Source organism: Kosakonia oryzendophytica (genome assembly GCF_027886705.1).
GTDB lineage: Bacteria > Pseudomonadota > Gammaproteobacteria > Enterobacterales > Enterobacteriaceae > Kosakonia > Kosakonia oryzendophytica.
Map to the genome: position 1 here is coordinate 1,289,393 of NZ_CP115659.1, position 17,581 is coordinate 1,306,973.

The 17,581-nt window shown below is 54.0% G+C and carries 19 protein-coding genes; 13 read left to right on the top strand and 6 right to left on the bottom strand.

Annotated features, from left to right (window positions below):
• Window positions 1–17: 17 nt before the first annotated feature.
• Window positions 18–707 (bottom strand): uracil-DNA glycosylase, encoded by a 690-nt coding sequence (gene ung / locus O9K67_RS06370; RefSeq protein ID WP_061493637.1) that lies wholly within the window; start codon window positions 705–707, stop codon window positions 18–20.
• Window positions 708–1,022: 315 nt separating this feature from the next.
• Between ung and grcA the strand changes: the two genes are divergently transcribed.
• Entirely contained in the window at window positions 1,023–1,406 is a 384-nt protein-coding gene (grcA, locus tag O9K67_RS06375) for an autonomous glycyl radical cofactor GrcA (protein WP_061493639.1), read from the top strand.
• Window positions 1,407–1,448: 42 nt separating this feature from the next.
• Here the strand turns inward: grcA and srmB are convergent, their stop codons facing one another.
• The gene (gene srmB, locus O9K67_RS06380) at window positions 1,449–2,783 is read right to left on the bottom strand and encodes an ATP-dependent RNA helicase SrmB (protein WP_061493641.1); all 1,335 of its coding nucleotides are present in this window, start codon (window positions 2,781–2,783) and stop codon (window positions 1,449–1,451) included.
• A gap of 130 nt (window positions 2,784–2,913) precedes the next feature.
• Here srmB and trmN point away from each other — a divergent pair, with 130 nt between their 5' ends.
• Window positions 2,914–3,651, top strand: coding sequence for a tRNA(1)(Val) (adenine(37)-N(6))-methyltransferase TrmN (gene trmN, locus O9K67_RS06385; protein WP_061493643.1), 738 nt, complete (start codon window positions 2,914–2,916; stop codon window positions 3,649–3,651).
• Here the strand turns inward: trmN and nadB are convergent.
• Window positions 3,636–5,255, bottom strand: a complete 1,620-nt coding sequence (gene nadB, locus O9K67_RS06390) for an L-aspartate oxidase (RefSeq protein ID WP_061493644.1) — start codon at window positions 5,253–5,255, stop codon at window positions 3,636–3,638. The genes trmN and nadB overlap by 16 nt on opposite strands.
• Before the next feature lie 424 nt (window positions 5,256–5,679).
• On the opposite strand from nadB, the gene rpoE reads away from it, so the two are divergent.
• From rpoE to acpS, 11 genes are all read left to right on the top strand, one after another.
• On the top strand, window positions 5,680–6,255 hold the full coding sequence (gene rpoE, locus O9K67_RS06395) for an RNA polymerase sigma factor RpoE (protein ID WP_061493647.1): 576 nt from the start codon (window positions 5,680–5,682) through the stop codon (window positions 6,253–6,255).
• Between the two features lie 31 nt (window positions 6,256–6,286).
• Window positions 6,287–6,937 (top strand): anti-sigma-E factor RseA, encoded by a 651-nt coding sequence (rseA, locus tag O9K67_RS06400; protein WP_061493649.1) that lies wholly within the window; start codon window positions 6,287–6,289, stop codon window positions 6,935–6,937.
• A complete protein-coding gene (rseB, locus tag O9K67_RS06405) occupies window positions 6,937–7,890 on the top strand; it encodes a sigma-E factor regulatory protein RseB (RefSeq protein WP_061493651.1) in 954 nt (317 codons plus the stop codon). The genes rseA and rseB overlap by 1 nt, the downstream gene beginning before the upstream one ends.
• Entirely contained in the window at window positions 7,887–8,366 is a 480-nt protein-coding gene (gene rseC / locus O9K67_RS06410) for a SoxR-reducing system protein RseC (protein WP_061493652.1), read from the top strand. The genes rseB and rseC overlap by 4 nt, the downstream gene beginning before the upstream one ends.
• Window positions 8,367–8,522: 156 nt before the next feature.
• Complete coding sequence (gene lepA, locus O9K67_RS06415) at window positions 8,523–10,322, top strand: translation elongation factor 4 (protein ID WP_061493654.1); 1,800 nt, start codon at window positions 8,523–8,525, stop codon at window positions 10,320–10,322.
• Between the two features lie 15 nt (window positions 10,323–10,337).
• Window positions 10,338–11,312 carry a signal peptidase I gene (lepB, locus tag O9K67_RS06420; protein WP_061493655.1) on the top strand — a complete coding sequence of 325 codons (975 nt, stop codon included), beginning with the start codon at window positions 10,338–10,340 and terminating at the stop codon, window positions 11,310–11,312.
• A gap of 211 nt (window positions 11,313–11,523) precedes the next feature.
• A complete protein-coding gene (rnc, locus tag O9K67_RS06425; RefSeq protein WP_061499814.1) occupies window positions 11,524–12,204 on the top strand; it encodes a ribonuclease III in 681 nt (226 codons plus the stop codon).
• On the top strand, window positions 12,201–13,112 hold the full coding sequence (era, locus tag O9K67_RS06430) for a GTPase Era (protein WP_061493657.1): 912 nt from the start codon (window positions 12,201–12,203) through the stop codon (window positions 13,110–13,112). Before rnc ends, era begins: the two co-directional genes overlap by 4 nt.
• A gap of 32 nt (window positions 13,113–13,144) precedes the next feature.
• The gene (gene recO / locus O9K67_RS06435) at window positions 13,145–13,852 is read left to right on the top strand and encodes a DNA repair protein RecO (RefSeq protein ID WP_061493659.1); all 708 of its coding nucleotides are present in this window, start codon (window positions 13,145–13,147) and stop codon (window positions 13,850–13,852) included.
• A gap of 65 nt (window positions 13,853–13,917) precedes the next feature.
• Window positions 13,918–14,649: a pyridoxine 5'-phosphate synthase gene (gene pdxJ / locus O9K67_RS06440; RefSeq protein WP_061493661.1), complete on the top strand. Its 732-nt coding sequence runs from the start codon at window positions 13,918–13,920 to the stop codon at window positions 14,647–14,649.
• Window positions 14,649–15,029, top strand: coding sequence for a holo-ACP synthase (gene acpS, locus O9K67_RS06445; protein WP_061493663.1), 381 nt, complete (start codon window positions 14,649–14,651; stop codon window positions 15,027–15,029). Before pdxJ ends, acpS begins: the two co-directional genes overlap by 1 nt.
• On the opposite strand, the gene O9K67_RS06450 is transcribed toward acpS, so the two are convergent.
• The 3 genes from O9K67_RS06450 to O9K67_RS06460 form a co-directional block, all read right to left on the bottom strand.
• Window positions 15,026–15,286, bottom strand: a complete 261-nt coding sequence (locus tag O9K67_RS06450) for a YfhL family 4Fe-4S dicluster ferredoxin (RefSeq protein WP_061493664.1) — start codon at window positions 15,284–15,286, stop codon at window positions 15,026–15,028. The two genes, acpS and O9K67_RS06450, sit on opposite strands and share 4 nt — an antisense overlap.
• 56 nt (window positions 15,287–15,342) lie before the next feature.
• A complete protein-coding gene (locus tag O9K67_RS06455) occupies window positions 15,343–16,191 on the bottom strand; it encodes a MurR/RpiR family transcriptional regulator (protein WP_061493666.1) in 849 nt (282 codons plus the stop codon).
• Window positions 16,192–16,314: 123 nt separating this feature from the next.
• Window positions 16,315–17,565, bottom strand: a complete 1,251-nt coding sequence (locus tag O9K67_RS06460) for an MFS transporter (RefSeq protein WP_061493668.1) — start codon at window positions 17,563–17,565, stop codon at window positions 16,315–16,317.
• Window positions 17,566–17,581: the final 16 nt, after the last annotated feature.

Consider the following 17,581-nt stretch of genomic DNA (forward strand, 5'->3'; position numbering starts at 1 on the left):
GCCTTCTACATTCTGGTTTACTCACTTTCCGCCGGTAATGTCGGCGTCCAGTCAATCGGTTTCTCACCACGCTGTTCCAGCCACTGATTCGCCAGCACAAAATGATTACAGCCGAAAAAACCGCGATGCGCGGAGAGCGGTGACGGGTGCGGCGCTTTCAATACATGGTGACGTGTTCTGTCGATAATTGCCCCCTTTTTCTGCGCGTGCGAACCCCAAAGTAAAAAGACAACGCCTTCACGATGCTCGTTAATCAAACTGATCACTTTATCGGTGAAGGTTTCCCAGCCCAGGCTGGCGTGGGAGTGCGCCTGGCCCGCGCGTACGGTCAGCACCGTGTTGAGCAGCAACACGCCCTGGCGCGCCCAGCTTTCCAGATAACCGTGTTCCGGGCGGACAAAACCCGGAAGCGTTTTTTCCAACTCTTTATACATATTCAGCAGAGAGGGCGGGATCGCGATGCCAGGCCGTACCGAGAATGCGAGTCCGTGTGCTTGTCCGGGGCCATGGTATGGGTCCTGGCCAAGGATCACCACTTTGACATCGCCAAGCTCGGTGAAGCGAAAAGCGTTAAACACGTCTTTTTGTGGGGGGTAGATGGTGATCCCGGCCTGGCGCTCAGCCGCGACGGTGCTCAGGGTATTGATAAAGTAGGGTTGCTGTTTTTCATCGGCCAGCACGTCATGCCATGTTAAAGAAGTGGTCATCCCGCTCTCCTGCGAAGTTCGTTCCCTTTAGCTTAACTGCTTCTTTCCCCGGAACAAAATTCCCCGCTGCTTCCGGTGCCCTGCCTGTAAAATTTTTTTAAAATTTACAAAAATTTTAAGAGGGAGTGAGTGGCGTAACTTGATATAAAACAAGAAATTCCTGGTATCACCATTTTCACAGTGTGGTTTTTATTGATTTTAATCAAAGAATGCGGATTTCTGGACTGGTATATAAACAATCAGACAACAATGGTTTTACCAATTGGCCGGAAAGATTCCGGTGAAATCAAATATTGTGCCCATGGGAGGCTATTCATGATTACTGGTATCCAGATTACTAAAGCTGCAAATGACAACCTGCTGAACTCGTTCTGGCTGCTCGATAACGAAAAAGGTGAAGCACGCTGCGTATGCGCGAAAGCAGGCTATGCTGAAGATGAAGTGGTTGCTGTTAGCAAGCTCGGCAATATCGAATACCGTGAAATTCCGATGGAAGTGAAACCAGAAGTTCGCGTGGAAGGTGGTCAGCACCTGAATGTGAACGTATTGCGTCGTGAAACTCTGCTCGACGCCGTTGAAAACCCGGATAAATACCCGCAGCTCACCATCCGTGTATCAGGTTATGCTGTGCGTTTTAACTCTTTGACTCCAGAACAGCAGCGCGACGTTATTGCTCGTACTTTTACTGAAAGCCTGTAATTTCAGGTAGTAATAAAAACGCCGGGAAACCCCGGCGTTTTTTTATTCTTCTGTATTCTGCTGTTCAGCAGCTGTGGCGCTTGGCTTACGGCGCTTACCAATGTTTTTGGTATCGCGATGGCGTTGCTTCACGCGCGGCTTCTCTTTTTCTTTCTCTTTTTTCTTCTCTTCACGCTTCGCCAGCGCTTTTTTCGACGGTTTGCCTTTCAGTTTCTCGCTCGGCGTGCGGGTTTTTGCCCTCAGCTCATCAATCACACGGGCTTTCAACGGCTCTTCAATGTAGCGACCAATTTTACCCAGTAACAGGTGATCGTGCGCTTCGACCAGCGAAATCGCGGTGCCTTTACGTCCGGCGCGGGCAGTACGCCCAATGCGGTGCAGATAAATGTCGCCGCTGCGTGGCATATCGAAGTTAAAAACGTGGCTGACATCCGGAATATCAATCCCGCGAGCTGCAACATCGGTCGCAACCAGCACATTGACGCGACCATCGGTCAGGCGTTTGATGGCTTCGTTACGCTTAATTTGCACCATTTCGCCTTCGAGATAGCAGTTATTGATACCGGCTTCACGCAGCCAGTTTGCCAACTCATGCACACGCTCGCGTTTGCGAACAAACACAATAGAGCGGCTTACTTCAGGCTGTTTCAGCAGGTGTACCAGCAGCGCGGTTTTATGCGCCACATCGTCGGCACGGTAGTACCACTGGTGAATTTTCTTACGCTCGCGGGTGGACGGCGTAGCGGAAACTTCCACCGGGTCTTCCAGCAAGCGTTCAGCGAAATCTTTGATCGCATCGCCTTCCAGTGTGGCGGAAAACAGCATGGTTTGCTTACGCCACCGCGTTTCGCCCGCGATATGTTCGATATCCTGCGCGAAGCCCATGTCCAGCATGCGGTCTGCTTCATCAAGGATCAGCGTTTCAACTGCCCGGCAGTCAAAGTTCTCTTCTTTAATATACTGCAACAGGCGGCCAGTGGTTGCGACCACGATATCCTGGTTTTCGCTGAAGACTTCCGCGTGGTTCATATACGCCACGCCACCGGTGATGGTCGCGATATCCAGGTGCGTATTAGCTGCCAGCTCGCGGGCGTGATCGGCAACCTGCATCGCCAGTTCACGGGTTGGCGTGAGGATCAGAATACGCGGCGGGCCAGATTTCTTACGCGGAAAGTCCAGAAGGTGCTGCAACGCAGGCAGCAGATATGCCGCCGTTTTACCGGTGCCGGTAGGCGCGGAACCGAGGACATCACGCCCTTCAAGCGCAGGCGGAATAGCGGCAGCCTGGATGGCGGTCGGGCGTGTAAAACCTTTACTCTGGAGCGCGTCCAGCAGGCTGTCGTCAAGTTCGAGTTCGGAAAAAGTCGTTACAGTCATGATCTACCTCTGTGTGGGGCGCTGATTATAGACGTTACGGCTGCAATCTTCATCTGTTGTCTGCTTATCGCTTTTCCGGGGCTTCGCTTTCACCTATGCTACACCTGTTTTCCGTATTGAGGTTGTAGAGATGTCCCAGCCAAAGGCTCAGTTTCGCCGTGATGGCTTCACGTTCAAAGAATTCTTTGTTGCGCATGACCGTTGCGCCATGAAAGTTGGCACCGATGGCGTGATGTTAGGCGCATGGTCGCCGGTATCGAATGCCCGACATATACTGGATATCGGCACGGGTAGCGGCTTATTGGCACTGATGCTCGCTCAGCGTACGCCACAGACTGTGATGATCGATGCGGTCGAGCTGGACGATCAGGCGGCTGCGCAGGCGCAGGAAAACGTGCAGGCCTCGCCGTGGTCCGGGCGTGTTATTGTGCATACCGCCGATATCCGTCAGTGGAGCAATAAGAATACGGTTCGCTACGATCTGATCGTCAGCAATCCCCCCTATTTTGAGGAAGGCGTAAAATGCGCAACGCCTGAGCGCGACCGTGCACGCTACACCACCTCACTGGATCACCAGGCTCTGCTAGAGATTGCCGCGACACTGATTACCGAAGAAGGCTTTTTCTGCGTCGTGTTGCCAGTGGATGCAGGCGATGCGTTCACCCGCAAAGCGCAGAGCATTGGCTGGCATCTGCGTTTGCGTACGGATGTTGCCGAGACGGAAGGGCGTCTGCCGCACCGCGTGTTACTGGCATACTCTCCGCGTCCGGGGGAGTTTTTTGCCGACCGTTTGGTGATCCGCGGGCCGGATCAGCGCTACTCCGAGAGCTATACCGCGCTGACGCAGGCTTTCTACATATTTATGTAACCGCGCGGCGAGAGCACCGTTGGGCCGGAGTTGGGCAGTAAATCCGGATAGTCCAGCGTGTAATGCAGCCCACGGCTCTCTTTACGCGCCATAGCGCAACGTACAATCAACTCCGCTACCTGCACCAGATTGCGCAGTTCCAGCAGATTATTGGAAACGCGGAAGTGAGCGTAGTACTCGTCAATTTCCTGTTGCAGTAATGTAATGCGGCGCAGTGCGCGTTCCAGGCGCTTGGTGGTACGGACGATGCCGACATAATCCCACATAAACAGGCGCAGCTCGTGCCAGTTATGTTGCAGGATCACGCGCTCGTCTGCGTCGTCGACGCGGCTCTCATCCCATGCCGGTAATTCCGTCACAGCATCAATATCCGGCATTCTGTGGGAAATATCTTCCGCCGCTGACCAGCCATAGACCAGACATTCAAGCAGTGAGTTTGATGCCATGCGGTTTGCACCGTGCAGCCCGGAATAACTCACTTCCCCTACGGCATATAATCCGTCCACATCGGTACGCCCGCGATCGTCTATCATCACCCCGCCACAGGTATAGTGCGCGGCAGGGACGATCGGTATTGGTTCTTTCGTCAGGTCAAGGCCCAGACCGAGCAGCTTTTCATAAATCATCGGGAAATGCTGACGGACAAATGCTTCTGGCTTATGACTGATATCGAGATACATGCAGTCCACGCCGAGGCGTTTCATTTCATGATCGATAGCGCGCGCCACAATATCACGCGGGGCCAACTCGCCTCGCGCATCAAAATCCGGCATAAAGCGGGAGCCATCCGGGCGTTTCAGATACGCACCTTCGCCGCGCAACGCTTCCGTTAGCAGGAAATTGCGCGCTTGTGGGTGGAAGAGGGCAGTGGGATGAAACTGATTAAACTCCAGGTTTGCGACCCGGCAACCGGCGCGCCAGGCCATGGCGATGCCATCGCCGGACGCAATATCCGGGTTCGTGGTGTACTGATACACCTTGGATGCGCCGCCGGTCGCCAGTACAACCACTTTAGCCTGACAGGTTTCGACTTGTTCTTTATTCCGGTTCCACACCCATGCTCCGACGACGCGTCGGGCACCAGGCAGACCGATTTTGTCCGAAATAATCAGATCTACCGCATTACAGCGTTCCAATACGCGAATATTGGGGTGATTGAGGGCTTGGCTGACCAGCGTATTTTCGACTTCTTTGCCGGTGGCATCGGCCGCGTGGAGGATCCTGCGGTGACTATGCCCGCCTTCGCGGGTGAGGTGGTAACCCGGCTCGCCGTTCGCCGTTACCTCGGTATCAAATAACACACCCTGATCGATAAGCCACTGTACACACTGGCGCGCATTCCCGGCGACAAACTCTGCCGCCTGGCGATCGACAATACCGGCACCGGCAATCAATGTATCTTCGACATGGGATTCAATGCTGTCCGTTTCATCAAATACCGCCGCAATGCCCCCTTGCGCATAGAAGGTGGAGCCTTCGCTGATTGGCCCTTTGCTGAGGACGATAACACGATGCTGCGCCGCAAGACGCAATGCCACGGAGAGCCCTGCGGCACCGCTGCCAATGACCAGGACATCACAAGAGAATTCAGGCGTCGTTTTCATAATTCGTGTTTAATTTACTAAACAAGGTCCGGCCAGCATAGCACTATGAAAGGTGACCAGGCACTGTTTTTTTTGATTTTTGTATTAAGCACTAAACATTGTATAAAAAGGCGGGATGAGAGTCAGGGAAGGGGAAACAGGGATCTGATTGTTAGTAAGCGCTTATTAGTGATGAAAAAAAAGCGATATTGCGATACTCTCTGGCGATCTTAAGGTCTTTTCTTTGAGAAAACACAGTGTGCAGGGTTTGTAGACTTATAATGAGTGATAATGAAAAGTCTGTAGAACGATGCACAAAAACAAAGGCGTAACGGAACTTTATCACGAACCTGCTCTCTAATTGGCTGCTTGCTCATAGATTGCAGTATTGGAGTGGCGTTTCTGGATACGCGTGGAAATTGGTTTTGGGGAGATTTTACCTCGGATGAGCGAGCAGTTAACGGATCAGGTCCTTGTCGAAAGGGTACAGAAAGGAGATCAGAAAGCGTTCAACTTACTGGTGGTGCGCTACCAGCACAAAGTGGCGAGTCTGGTTTCCCGTTATGTTCCTTCCGGAGATGTGCCTGATGTCGTACAAGAGTCATTTATAAAGGCCTATCGCGCGCTTGATTCGTTCAGGGGAGATAGTGCTTTTTATACCTGGCTGTACCGTATTGCCGTTAACACGGCCAAAAACTACCTGGTTGCCCAAGGGCGCAGGCCGCCATCCAGTGATGTGGATGCCATTGATGCAGAAAACTTCGAAAGTGGCGGTGCACTGAAAGAAATTTCGAACCCTGAGAACTTAATGTTGTCAGAAGAACTGAGACAAATAGTTTTCCGTACTATTGAGTCGCTCCCGGAAGATTTACGCATGGCAATTACGTTGCGGGAGTTGGATGGCATGAGCTATGAAGAAATTGCGGCCATCATGGATTGCCCGGTAGGTACGGTACGTTCACGTATCTTCCGAGCGCGGGAAGCTATTGATAATAAAGTTCAACCGCTTATCAGGCGTTGACGATAGCGGGATACTGAAAAAGGTATTAGGCATGCAGAAAGAAAAACTTTCCGCTTTAATGGATGGTGAAACGCTGGATAACGAGCTGCTCGCGGAGCTGTCTCAGGATCCGCAATTGCAGCAAACATGGGAAAGCTATCACCTCATCCGCGATGCAATGCGCGGTGATACCGCCGATGTCATCCATTTCGATATCTCAGCCCGAGTCATGGCCGCGATTGAGAATGACGCCGTTCAACCGACCGCGCCATTGATTCCCGAAGCGCAACCCGCCCCGCACCAGTGGCAGAAAATGCCGTTCTGGCATAAGGTTCGCCCGTGGGCAAGCCAGCTTACCCAAATGGGCGTGGCTGCATGCGTATCGTTAGCTGTAATTGTTGGCGTTCAGCACTATAATGGCTCAGCTGAATCAACCCAGCAGCCCGAAGGCCCGGTGTTTAACACGCTGCCGATGATGGGTAAAGCCAGTCCGGTAAGTCTGGGTGTTCCGTCTGATGCTACCGCAACCGCCGGTCAGCAACAGCAAGCGCAGGAGCAGCGCCGTCGTATCAATGCAATGCTGCAGGACTACGAACTGCAACGACGCCTGCATGCAGAACAGCTTCAGTTTGAGCAGGCGCAAACGCAGCAGGCTGCTGTGCAGGTGCCAGGAAATCAAACTTTAGGAACGCAATCGCAGTAATGAAGCAACTTTGGTGTGCCATGTCTTTTGTGGCTGCTGGTCTGTTCTTCTCTGCTAACGCCTCGGCTGATGTTTCGTCCGGGGCGTTGTTGCAGCAAATGAACGTGGCGAGTCAGTCGCTCAACTACGAACTGTCTTTTATCAGCATCAATAAGCAGGGAGTGGAGTCGTTACGCTACCGCCATGCGCGCCTGAACGACCAGCCTCTGGCCCAAATGCTGCAAATGGACGGTCCTCGCCGCGAAGTGGTGCAGCGTGGTAATGAGATCAGCTACTTTGAGCCGGGTCTTGAGCCGTTTACGCTGAACGGCAACTACATCGTCGATTCGCTGCCTACGCTGGTTTATACCGATTTTAAGCGTCTCTCTTCCTACTATGATTTCATTTCTGTAGGACGTACACGTATTGCCGACAGACTGTGTGAGGTTATCCGCGTTGTTGCCCGTGACGGCACCCGTTACAGTTACATCGTCTGGATGGATTCGGAAACACGCCTGCCAATGCGCGTCGACTTACTCGATCGCGATGGCGAAACTCTCGAACAGTTCCGCGTGATCGCGTTTTCCGTGAACACGCAGGTTGCGAACAGCATGCAAACGCTGGCAAAAGCCAGTTTACCGCCTCTGCTTTCGGTCCCTGCGGGGGATAAAGTTGACTTCAATTGGGGGCCGTCCTGGTTACCAGAAGGATTTAGCGAGGTGGCCAGCAGTCGTCGCCAGTTGCCAACGGTGGATGTTCCCGTTGAGTCGCGCCTTTATTCAGACGGCTTATTTAGCTTCTCGATTAACGTGAACCGCGCAAACCAGAACAGTAGCGATCAGGTCCTGCGTACCGGCCGTCGCACGGTTAGCACCACGGTTCGTGACAATGCCGAAATTACCATCGTAGGCGAACTCCCTCCACAAACCGCAAAACGCATTGCGGATAGCCTCAAATTCAAGGCCACACAATGATTAAAGAGTGGGCTACCGTCGTTTCATGGCGTAACGGTGAAGCATTAGTCGAATGTGACGTCAAAGCCTCCTGCAGCAGTTGCGCCTCCCGCGCGGGCTGCGGTAGCCGCGTGTTGAATAAGTTAGGTCCGCAAACCAGCCATACCATTGCCGTACCCAGCGCAGAGCCGCTGGTGGCCGGGCAAAAAGTTGAACTCGGTATTGCCGAAGCCAGTTTGCTGGGATCGGCTCTGCTGGTGTATATGTCGCCGCTGGTTGGGTTGTTTGTCCTGGGCGCCATTTTCCAGGCGCTGTTTGGTCACGATCTTGCGGCGCTGTGCGGTGCGGTGCTCGGCGGTGTTGGCGGTTTTTTACTGGCACGAGGACTCTCGCCCAAACTGGCTTCCCGCAGCGAATGGCAACCCATCATCATTAGCGTAGGTTTACCTCCGAACCTTGTTCGCGTCGACGATGCTTCCACTGAAAGCCGCCCGTAATTTCACCCTTGTAACGGTGAAAAAAGCGGCATTTTTCTTGCTGGTATGAGCATTTCCCCGCATTGCGGTTGTAGTGTAGAATGCGGCGTTTAAGTACATTTGACGTCAGGCGCGAACAGGCCTCTTAGTTACTCGTAAGGCATAAAATCTCACTATATGAAGAATATTCGTAACTTTTCGATCATCGCTCACATCGACCACGGTAAGTCGACGCTGTCTGACCGTATCATCCAGATTTGCGGTGGTCTTTCCGATCGCGAAATGGAAGCCCAGGTGCTGGACTCCATGGATCTTGAGCGCGAACGCGGTATTACCATCAAAGCCCAGAGCGTAACGCTGGACTACAAAGCCCTTAACGGCGAAACCTACCAACTGAACTTTATCGATACTCCCGGGCACGTTGACTTCTCCTATGAGGTTTCCCGCTCGCTGGCCGCCTGTGAAGGTGCACTGCTGGTGGTGGATGCGGGTCAGGGCGTGGAAGCGCAGACGCTGGCAAACTGCTATACCGCCATCGAAATGGATCTGGAAGTGGTGCCGGTACTGAACAAAATCGACCTGCCAGCCGCCGATCCTGAGCGCGTTGCCGAAGAGATTGAAGATATCGTCGGCATCGACGCGACAGATGCGGTGCGCTGTTCGGCGAAGACCGGTGTTGGCGTGCCGGATGTGCTGGAACGTCTGGTGCGGGACATTCCGCCGCCGGAAGGCGATCCGGACGCGCCGCTGCAGGCGCTGATCATCGACTCCTGGTTTGATAACTACCTGGGCGTGGTATCGCTGGTGCGTATCAAAAACGGCACCATGCGCAAAGGCGACAAAATTAAAGTTATGAGTACCGGCCAGGTGTATAACGCTGACCGTCTCGGCATCTTTACGCCGAAACAGGTTGATCGTACCGAGCTTAAGTGCGGCGAAGTGGGCTGGCTGGTCTGTGCAATTAAAGACATTCTCGGCGCACCGGTCGGGGATACGCTGACCTCTGCACGCAACCCGGCGGACAAAGCTCTGCCAGGGTTCAAAAAGGTAAAACCGCAGGTCTATGCGGGTCTGTTCCCGGTTAGCTCTGACGACTACGAAAACTTCCGTGATGCGCTCGGCAAACTGAGCCTGAACGATGCATCCCTGTTCTACGAACCGGAAAGCTCTACTGCGCTGGGCTTCGGCTTCCGCTGTGGCTTCCTCGGTCTGTTGCATATGGAGATCATTCAGGAACGTCTGGAGCGTGAATACGATCTGGATCTGATCACCACTGCGCCGACTGTTGTGTATGAAGTGCAAACCACGAACAAAGAAGTGGTGTATGTCGACAGTCCGTCCAAACTGCCACCGTTGAACAATATTGAAGAGCTACGCGAGCCGATTGCCGAATGCCACATGCTGCTGCCGCAGGAGTATCTGGGTAACGTTATTACGCTGTGTGTGGAAAAACGTGGGGTGCAAACCAACATGGTTTACCACGGCAACCAGGTAGCGCTGACCTATGAAATCCCGATGGCGGAAGTGGTGCTGGACTTCTTCGACCGTCTGAAATCCACCTCGCGTGGTTATGCATCGTTGGATTACAACTTCAAACGTTTCCAAGCGTCTAACATGGTACGTGTGGATGTGTTAATCAACGGCGAGCGTGTCGATGCGCTGGCGTTGATCACCCACAATGAAAATGCACCGTACCGTGGCCGTGAGCTGGTGGAGAAGATGAAAGATCTGATCCCTCGCCAGCAGTTTGATATCGCGATTCAGGCGGCTATCGGCAACCACATTATTGCCCGCTCGACGGTAAAACAGCTGCGTAAAAACGTACTGGCGAAATGCTATGGCGGTGACGTCAGCCGTAAGAAAAAGCTGCTGCAGAAACAGAAAGAAGGTAAGAAACGTATGAAGCAGGTCGGTAACGTCGAACTGCCTCAGGAAGCGTTCCTTGCCATTCTGCACGTAGGCAAAGAGAGCAAATAACCTTAAGGAGTTGGCATGGCGAACATGTTTGCCCTGATCCTGGTGATCGCGACGCTGGTGACGGGACTTTTATGGTGCCTGGATAAGTTTATTTTTGCACCAAAACGCCGGGAACGTCAGGCCGCCGCGCAAATTGCGACAGGTGATGCCCTTGATAAAAAAACGCTGAAGAAAATCGGTCCGAAGCCAGGCTGGCTGGAAACCGGTGCTTCTGTTTTCCCGGTACTGGCGATTGTACTGATCGTGCGTTCGTTTATTTTTGAGCCGTTCCAGATCCCCTCCGGTTCAATGATGCCGACGCTGCTGATCGGCGATTTTATCCTTGTGGAAAAATTCGCTTACGGTATTAAAGATCCGATCTACCAGAAGACGCTGATCGCAACCGGTCATCCGAAACGCGGTGATATTGCGGTGTTTAAATACCCGGACGATCCGCGCCTGGATTACATCAAACGTGTGGTTGGCGTACCGGGTGACAAAGTCAGTTACGACCCGGTCAGCAAGCAGGTTACCGTGCAGCCAAACTGCAGCTCCGGTCAGGCGTGCGACAACGCGCTGCCGATCACCTACAGCAATGTTGAAGCCAGTGACTTTGTGCAGACCTTTGGTCGCCGCTCCGGCGGTGAAGCAAGCAGTGGCTTCTTCCAGTTGCCTAAAAGCGAAACCATGGCAGATGGCATTCGTCTGACGGAGCGCAAAGAGACTCTGGGTGAGGTGACGCACCGTATTCTGACTGTACCGATCGCCCAGGATCAGCTTGGCATTTATTACCGTCAGCCAGGGCAGCAACTGGCAACGTGGATTGTGCCGCCAGGTCACTATTTCATGATGGGCGATAACCGCGATAACAGTGCTGACAGCCGTTATTGGGGCTTCGTGCCGGAAGCGAATCTCGTTGGTCGTGCGACGGCAATCTGGATGAGTTTCGAAAAACAAGAAGGTGAATGGCCGACAGGTGTACGACTGAATCGTATCGGCGGAATTCATTAATTAACCAGGGCGCAATTATTCCCGTTGCGCCCTGAATTATTTCCGCGATTATTCCCCTTAGACTAACGACAACCCCCCTCGTTGCGTATAGAATATTCCCCCGAAGTTTGAGGCTGGCTCCTCCGGGCGCCACAGCACACGAAACCGCGTTGGTTTTTCTCAGGTCGGTTTCGTGTGCTGCATTGTTGACGCATTTATTTATTGGTATCGCATGAACCCCATCGTAATTAATCGGCTTCAACGGAAGCTGGGCTACACTTTTCATCATCAGGATCTGTTGCAGCAGGCATTAACCCACCGCAGTGCCAGTAGCAAACACAATGAGCGTCTGGAGTTTCTTGGCGACTCGATTTTAAGTTTTGTGATTGCTAATGCGCTCTATCACCGTTTTCCTCGCGTGGATGAAGGTGATATGAGCCGCATGCGCGCCACGCTGGTTCGCGGTAATACGTTGGCGGAAATCGCCCGCGAATTCGAATTAGGCGAATGTCTGCGCTTAGGGCCGGGTGAATTGAAGAGCGGCGGTTTTCGCCGTGAATCCATTCTCGCGGACACCGTTGAAGCATTAATTGGCGGGGTATTTCTCGATAGCGATATCCAGACCGTCGAACAATTAATCCTGAGCTGGTATCAAACGCGCCTGGACGAAATCAGTCCGGGCGATAAGCAAAAAGATCCGAAAACGCGCCTGCAGGAGTTTTTGCAGGGTCGCCATTTGCCGCTGCCGTCCTATCTGGTGGTGCAGGTGCGCGGTGAAGCACATGATCAGGAATTTACTATCCACTGCCAGGTCAGCGGCCTGAGCGAACCGGTGGTCGGCACAGGTTCCAGCCGCCGTAAGGCGGAGCAGGCTGCCGCCGAACAGGCGCTGAAAAAACTGGAGCTGGAATGAGCACTGAAACTGAAAAAAGCTATTGCGGGTTTATCGCCATCGTTGGACGTCCCAACGTCGGCAAATCCACGCTACTGAACAAACTGCTCGGGCAGAAGATTTCCATTACTTCCCGTAAAGCACAGACCACGCGCCACCGTATTGTCGGTATCCATACCGAAGGGGAGTATCAGGCGATTTACGTCGACACCCCGGGCCTGCATATGGAAGAGAAGCGCGCCATCAACCGTCTGATGAACAAAGCAGCAAGCAGTTCAATCGGCGATGTTGAGCTGGTAATCTTCGTAGTGGAAGGCACGCGCTGGACGCCGGATGACGAAATGGTGCTGAACAAACTGCGCGACGGCAAAACGCCGGTGATCCTCGCAGTCAATAAAGTGGACAACGTGCAAGAAAAAGCCGATCTGCTGCCGCACTTGCAGTTCCTCGCCAGCCAGATGAATTTCCTCGACATCGTACCGCTCTCTGCGGAAACCGGCACCAATGTTGATACCATCGCCAGCATCGTGCGCAAACACCTGCCGGAAGCCATTCATCACTTCCCGGAAGATTACGTGACCGACCGTTCTCAGCGCTTTATGGCTTCTGAGATCATTCGTGAGAAGCTGATGCGTTTCCTCGGCGCGGAGCTGCCGTATTCGGTGACAGTAGAAATCGAACGTTTCATTACGAACGAGCGCGGCGGCTACGACATCAACGGGCTGATCCTTGTTGAGCGCGAAGGGCAGAAGAAGATGGTGATTGGCAACAAAGGGGCCAAAATCAAAACCATCGGCATTGAAGCCCGTAAAGATATGGAAGAGATGTTTGAAGCCAAAGTTCACCTTGAACTGTGGGTGAAAGTGAAGTCCGGCTGGGCCGATGACGAACGCGCGCTGCGCAGTCTCGGTTATGTCGACGATCTTTAAGCGTTAATGGCCTGACAGACGGCGAGAACACGATGGAAGGATGGCAGCGCGCATTCGTCCTCCATTCCCGTCCGTGGAGCGAAACCAGCCTGATGCTGGACGTCTTCACGGAAGAGTCGGGCCGCGTGCGCCTTGTTGCAAAAGGCGCACGTTCCAAACGCTCTAATCTTAAAGGCGCATTACAGCCTTTTACTCCCCTGCTGGTACGTTTTGGCGGGCGTGGCGAAGTCAAAACGCTGCGCAGCGCAGAAGCGGTTTCACTGGCGCTGCCGCTCAGCGGTATCACGCTCTACAGCGGCCTTTATGTTAATGAGCTTATTGCCCGCGTGCTGGAGCATGAGACCCGCTTCTCCGAACTCTTCTTCGACTATTTACACTGCATCCAGGCGTTAGCGGGCGTAACCGGCACGCCGGAACCTGTGCTGCGTCGCTTTGAACTGGCACTGCTCGGGCATCTGGGTTATGGCGTTGATTTCCTGCACTGTGCGGGCAGCGGTGAGCCGGTGGATGACCTGATGACCTATCGCTACCGGGAAGAGAAAGGGTTTATTGCCAGCGTAGTAATGGATAACAGCACCTTTACTGGCCGGCATCTGCGTGCGCTGGCTGAGCGTGAATTCCCGGATGCCGACACGTTGCGCGCTGCAAAGCGCTTTACCCGTATTGCGTTAAAGCCGTATCTTGGAGGCAAGCCGTTAAAAAGCCGGGAACTGTTCCGGCAGTTTATGCCGAAGCGATAACGGAAAAAATCAGGCCAGGCGAGGCGAAGACCGCGCCGGAACCAATGAAAACACTGAGGATTGTCATGGCTGAATTACTGTTGGGCGTCAATATCGATCATATCGCAACATTGCGTAACGCACGTGGCACGGCTTACCCGGATCCGGTGCAGGCAGCATTTATTGCTGAACAGGCGGGAGCCGACGGCATTACCGTGCATCTGCGCGAAGATCGTCGCCACATCACCGACAGAGACGTGCGTATTTTGCGCCAGACGCTGGATACGCGAATGAACCTGGAAATGGCGGTCACCGAAGAGATGCTGGCAATTGCCTGTGAAACCAAACCGCATTTCTGCTGCCTGGTGCCGGAAAAACGCCAGGAAGTTACCACGGAAGGCGGCCTCGATGTGGCTGGTCAGCGCGAGAAAATGCGTGACGCCTGCCAGCGCCTGGCCGCTGCCGGTATTCAGGTATCGCTGTTTATCGACGCCGATGCGGAGCAAATCAAAGCCGCTGCGGACGTTGGCGCGCCGTACATCGAAATCCACACCGGTTGCTACGCTGATGCAGAAAACGATGCCGCGCAGGCGAAAGAGCTGGAGCGCATTGCCAAAGCTGCGACCTACGCCGCCAGCCTCGGCCTGAAAGTGAATGCGGGCCACGGGTTGACTTATCACAACGTGAAGGCCATTGCCGCACTGCCAGAAATGCACGAGCTGAACATCGGCCACGCCATTATTGGTCGCGCGGTGATGAGTGGTCTGAAAGAGGCCGTCGCCGAGATGAAACGCCTGATGCAGGAAGCGCGCGCGTAATGGCAATCCTCGGACTGGGTACGGATATCGTTGAGATAGACCGCATCGCAGCGGTGATCGCCCGCAGCGGCGATCGCCTGGCGAAGCGGGTGTTGAGCGCTAACGAATGGGAGCTCTACCAGGCGCATCAGCAACCGGTGCGCTTCCTGGCAAAACGTTTTGCGGTAAAAGAAGCGGCGGCGAAGGCGTTTGGCACCGGTATTCGTAACGGTCTGGCATTTAATCAATTCGAAGTGTTCAACGACGAACTGGGTAAGCCAGGCTTGCGTTTGTGGGATGAGGCGCTGCGGCTGGCGGAGCAGATGGGCGTGAAGTCCACTCACGTGACGCTGGCGGATGAGCGGCATTACGCCTGCGCAACGGTGATAATTGAAAGTTAAATCTTATCGGCGTGGTGCATCTGGACGAATTTATCCCAGAGCTGTTCTTCTGTTTCTATATGTGCCGGATCTTTCAGGATGGTATTGGGGATCGGGCACACTTTCTGGCAGGTCGGCGTTTCATAGTGCCCAATGCACTCGGTGCACCGATCGCTGTTAATCTCATAGATGCTGTCACCCATCGAAATCGCCTCGTTCGGGCATTCCGGCTCGCACATATCGCAATTGATGCATTTTTTGGTGATTAACAGCGCCATCAGGAAAATCTCAGAAACATCACTAACAGGGCGGGCATTATACGATGATTCCCTGCTCAAACCAGTTTTTTTACCAGCTCCTCGCTATGACGAATGCGTTCCGGCGCATGCTCCAGATCCTGCTGTACCAGCGCCATAAACAGTAAGTCCGTCAGCATCATTTGCGCGCTGGTGGAGGAGATGGCCGCACTGCGCGTCGCCTGCTCTTCGGCGATAGTGTAAAGGCAATGTGTCGCCCGTTGTTGCAGGGCGTTGGGGGTAAAGCCGGTGATGGCGAGGATCTTGCCGCCCACGCGCAGGGTTTCATCGGCTGCTATATTGATTTCACGCCGTTCGCCGGAATAAGAAACCGGCAACAACAGATCGCCAGGCTCCATTGCCTGCACGGTTGCCAGCAGGGCGTGCATATCCTGCTCCACCGCGGCGTTAATACCAATTTTCATCAACTTCCAGCCGAAGTTACGGGCAACCAACCCGGAAGCGCCAATACCGGTCAGGATAATACGCCGTGCCTCGCGCAGCAGTCGTACGCTTTCCAGCAGCTTCTCTTCACTGTTGACATCCAGTGAGGCGTGCATGGCGCTCTGGTACTCTTTGATCAGCTTTTCACCCACCACACGTAGCGGATCGTCGCCGCGGATCTGGTTATGCACGGGCACGGACCAGGGATTGGTGTTGCTGGCCAGCGCTTCGCTGATGGCCAGTTTCATTGCCGGAAATCCTTTGAAATCCATTTTCTGGGCAAACTTCACGACGCTCGACTGGCTAACACCCGCTTCGGCGGCCAACTGTTGCGAACTTAAATGGCGCGCGCGATCGGGATTTTCAAGCAGAAATTCCGCCAGCTTTTTATCGCTCTGCGCCAGGCCGGAATAGCGCTGACGGATGCGAATTAAACAGTTCATAGGATCTCCGGAGGCAATAACAACGCATACAAATGAGAGAATTTAATATTCCAGCAATTGATTATTATTATGAATTAAAAATTCTATCACGACAAAGTATCACAACCCGGCATTTGACAGCGATCAAGTGGATCCTTCGGCGCTGTGTCTTTTCACCTTCGGTGAGTTATCGAGCTGACGAATGGCCGGGATCAGGCTGGCAACAAACGTTGCGATGACCACGGCCCCCGCTGAAGCCATTAATACATTGCTGTTACCGTAATGTATGGCCAGCGGTCCGGCGGCCAGTTCGCCAACCGGGATCGCAATAAAGGATCCCAGCGCGTCGTATGCATATACACGCGCCAGTTTTTCTGGCGGTATATGGGTTTGCAGCGACTGTGCCCAGGCCACGCCAAACAGACCGAAAGTGACGCCCGCGATAAAAAATGCCGCGATAAGCCACGGTGTCGGCGCAATCTGCCCCAGCAGGAAAATAGGCAACGCACACAACGACACCAGCATCACGCCAATAAACAGGTCGCGACGCGGGCGCCAGCGCAATGCCAGGAATGAGCCGACAATCAACCCAACGCTTTGCGCCGCAACCATGATTCCCCACTGGGTGCGGCCAAATGAGGCATCGGCAATGATCGGGCCGAGAACCATCACTACACCACTGAATGCGGCATTGATAATGGTGAACTGAACGACAATGGACCAGACCCATGTCCGGCTGGCGAACTCTTTCCAGCCGTCGCGCAGATCCTGCAGAATGTTGGTTTGTGCGGCGGCGACTGGCGCGACGCCTGTACGGATCCAGTAATAGAGCGGCGCCGAGGCAGCAAAGCCGAGCGCATCAATCGCCAGTCCCCAGCCAGGCCCGACGGCGCTGGTCAGGACCCCGCCCAGCGAAGCACCAACCACGGTTCCACTGTAAATACCTAACTGGATCAACGCATTGGCTTCGCGCAGGTTATGGGCTGGCACCGTCTGGGGCACCAGCGCGGAGGAGGCCGGTAACGCAACGCCTGCGGCGGCACCATTCAGGGTACCTAACAGGGCAAGGCCCATGACCGTTGCGCTGCCGTTTAGCACGGACCATGCGACGACCGCTTGCGATATCGCCGCCACAACAGAGGACGAAACCAGCACCAGGCTACGTGAATAGCGATCTGCCAATACACCGCCGACCAACAAGAAGGCGACATTAAAAACAGATCGAGCCGCCACGACGAGGCCCAAATCGGCGGCGGAACCGCCGATGTCCAGTACCGCAAAGGCCAGTGCAATCGGAGCGATGCCGTTACCCAGTACGGTGAACAGACGGGCAAAGAACAGATGTCGGAAAGAGGCAGAGCTAAAGGCGCGCATCGTTTTGGTATGCGAAGTCATGGTCACTACGGTTCCT

Coding starts and splice junctions, on each gene's coding strand:
- era (WP_061493657.1), top strand. CDS start 12,201: ATGAGCACTGAAACTGAAAAAAGCTATTGCGGGTTTATCGCCATCGTT.
- O9K67_RS06455 (WP_061493666.1), bottom strand. CDS start 16,191: ATGAACTGTTTAATTCGCATCCGTCAGCGCTATTCCGGCCTGGCGCAG.
- rpoE (WP_061493647.1), top strand. CDS start 5,680: ATGAGCGAGCAGTTAACGGATCAGGTCCTTGTCGAAAGGGTACAGAAA.
- rnc (WP_061499814.1), top strand. CDS start 11,524: ATGAACCCCATCGTAATTAATCGGCTTCAACGGAAGCTGGGCTACACT.
- nadB (WP_061493644.1), bottom strand. CDS start 5,255: ATGAAAACGACGCCTGAATTCTCTTGTGATGTCCTGGTCATTGGCAGC.
- srmB (WP_061493641.1), bottom strand. CDS start 2,783: ATGACTGTAACGACTTTTTCCGAACTCGAACTTGACGACAGCCTGCTG.
- O9K67_RS06460 (WP_061493668.1), bottom strand. CDS start 17,565: ATGACTTCGCATACCAAAACGATGCGCGCCTTTAGCTCTGCCTCTTTC.
- rseC (WP_061493652.1), top strand. CDS start 7,887: ATGATTAAAGAGTGGGCTACCGTCGTTTCATGGCGTAACGGTGAAGCA.
- lepA (WP_061493654.1), top strand. CDS start 8,523: ATGAAGAATATTCGTAACTTTTCGATCATCGCTCACATCGACCACGGT.
- rseA (WP_061493649.1), top strand. CDS start 6,287: ATGCAGAAAGAAAAACTTTCCGCTTTAATGGATGGTGAAACGCTGGAT.
- pdxJ (WP_061493661.1), top strand. CDS start 13,918: ATGGCTGAATTACTGTTGGGCGTCAATATCGATCATATCGCAACATTG.
- acpS (WP_061493663.1), top strand. CDS start 14,649: ATGGCAATCCTCGGACTGGGTACGGATATCGTTGAGATAGACCGCATC.
- lepB (WP_061493655.1), top strand. CDS start 10,338: ATGGCGAACATGTTTGCCCTGATCCTGGTGATCGCGACGCTGGTGACG.
- rseB (WP_061493651.1), top strand. CDS start 6,937: ATGAAGCAACTTTGGTGTGCCATGTCTTTTGTGGCTGCTGGTCTGTTC.
- O9K67_RS06450 (WP_061493664.1), bottom strand. CDS start 15,286: ATGGCGCTGTTAATCACCAAAAAATGCATCAATTGCGATATGTGCGAG.
- recO (WP_061493659.1), top strand. CDS start 13,145: ATGGAAGGATGGCAGCGCGCATTCGTCCTCCATTCCCGTCCGTGGAGC.
- grcA (WP_061493639.1), top strand. CDS start 1,023: ATGATTACTGGTATCCAGATTACTAAAGCTGCAAATGACAACCTGCTG.
- trmN (WP_061493643.1), top strand. CDS start 2,914: ATGTCCCAGCCAAAGGCTCAGTTTCGCCGTGATGGCTTCACGTTCAAA.
- ung (WP_061493637.1), bottom strand. CDS start 707: ATGACCACTTCTTTAACATGGCATGACGTGCTGGCCGATGAAAAACAG.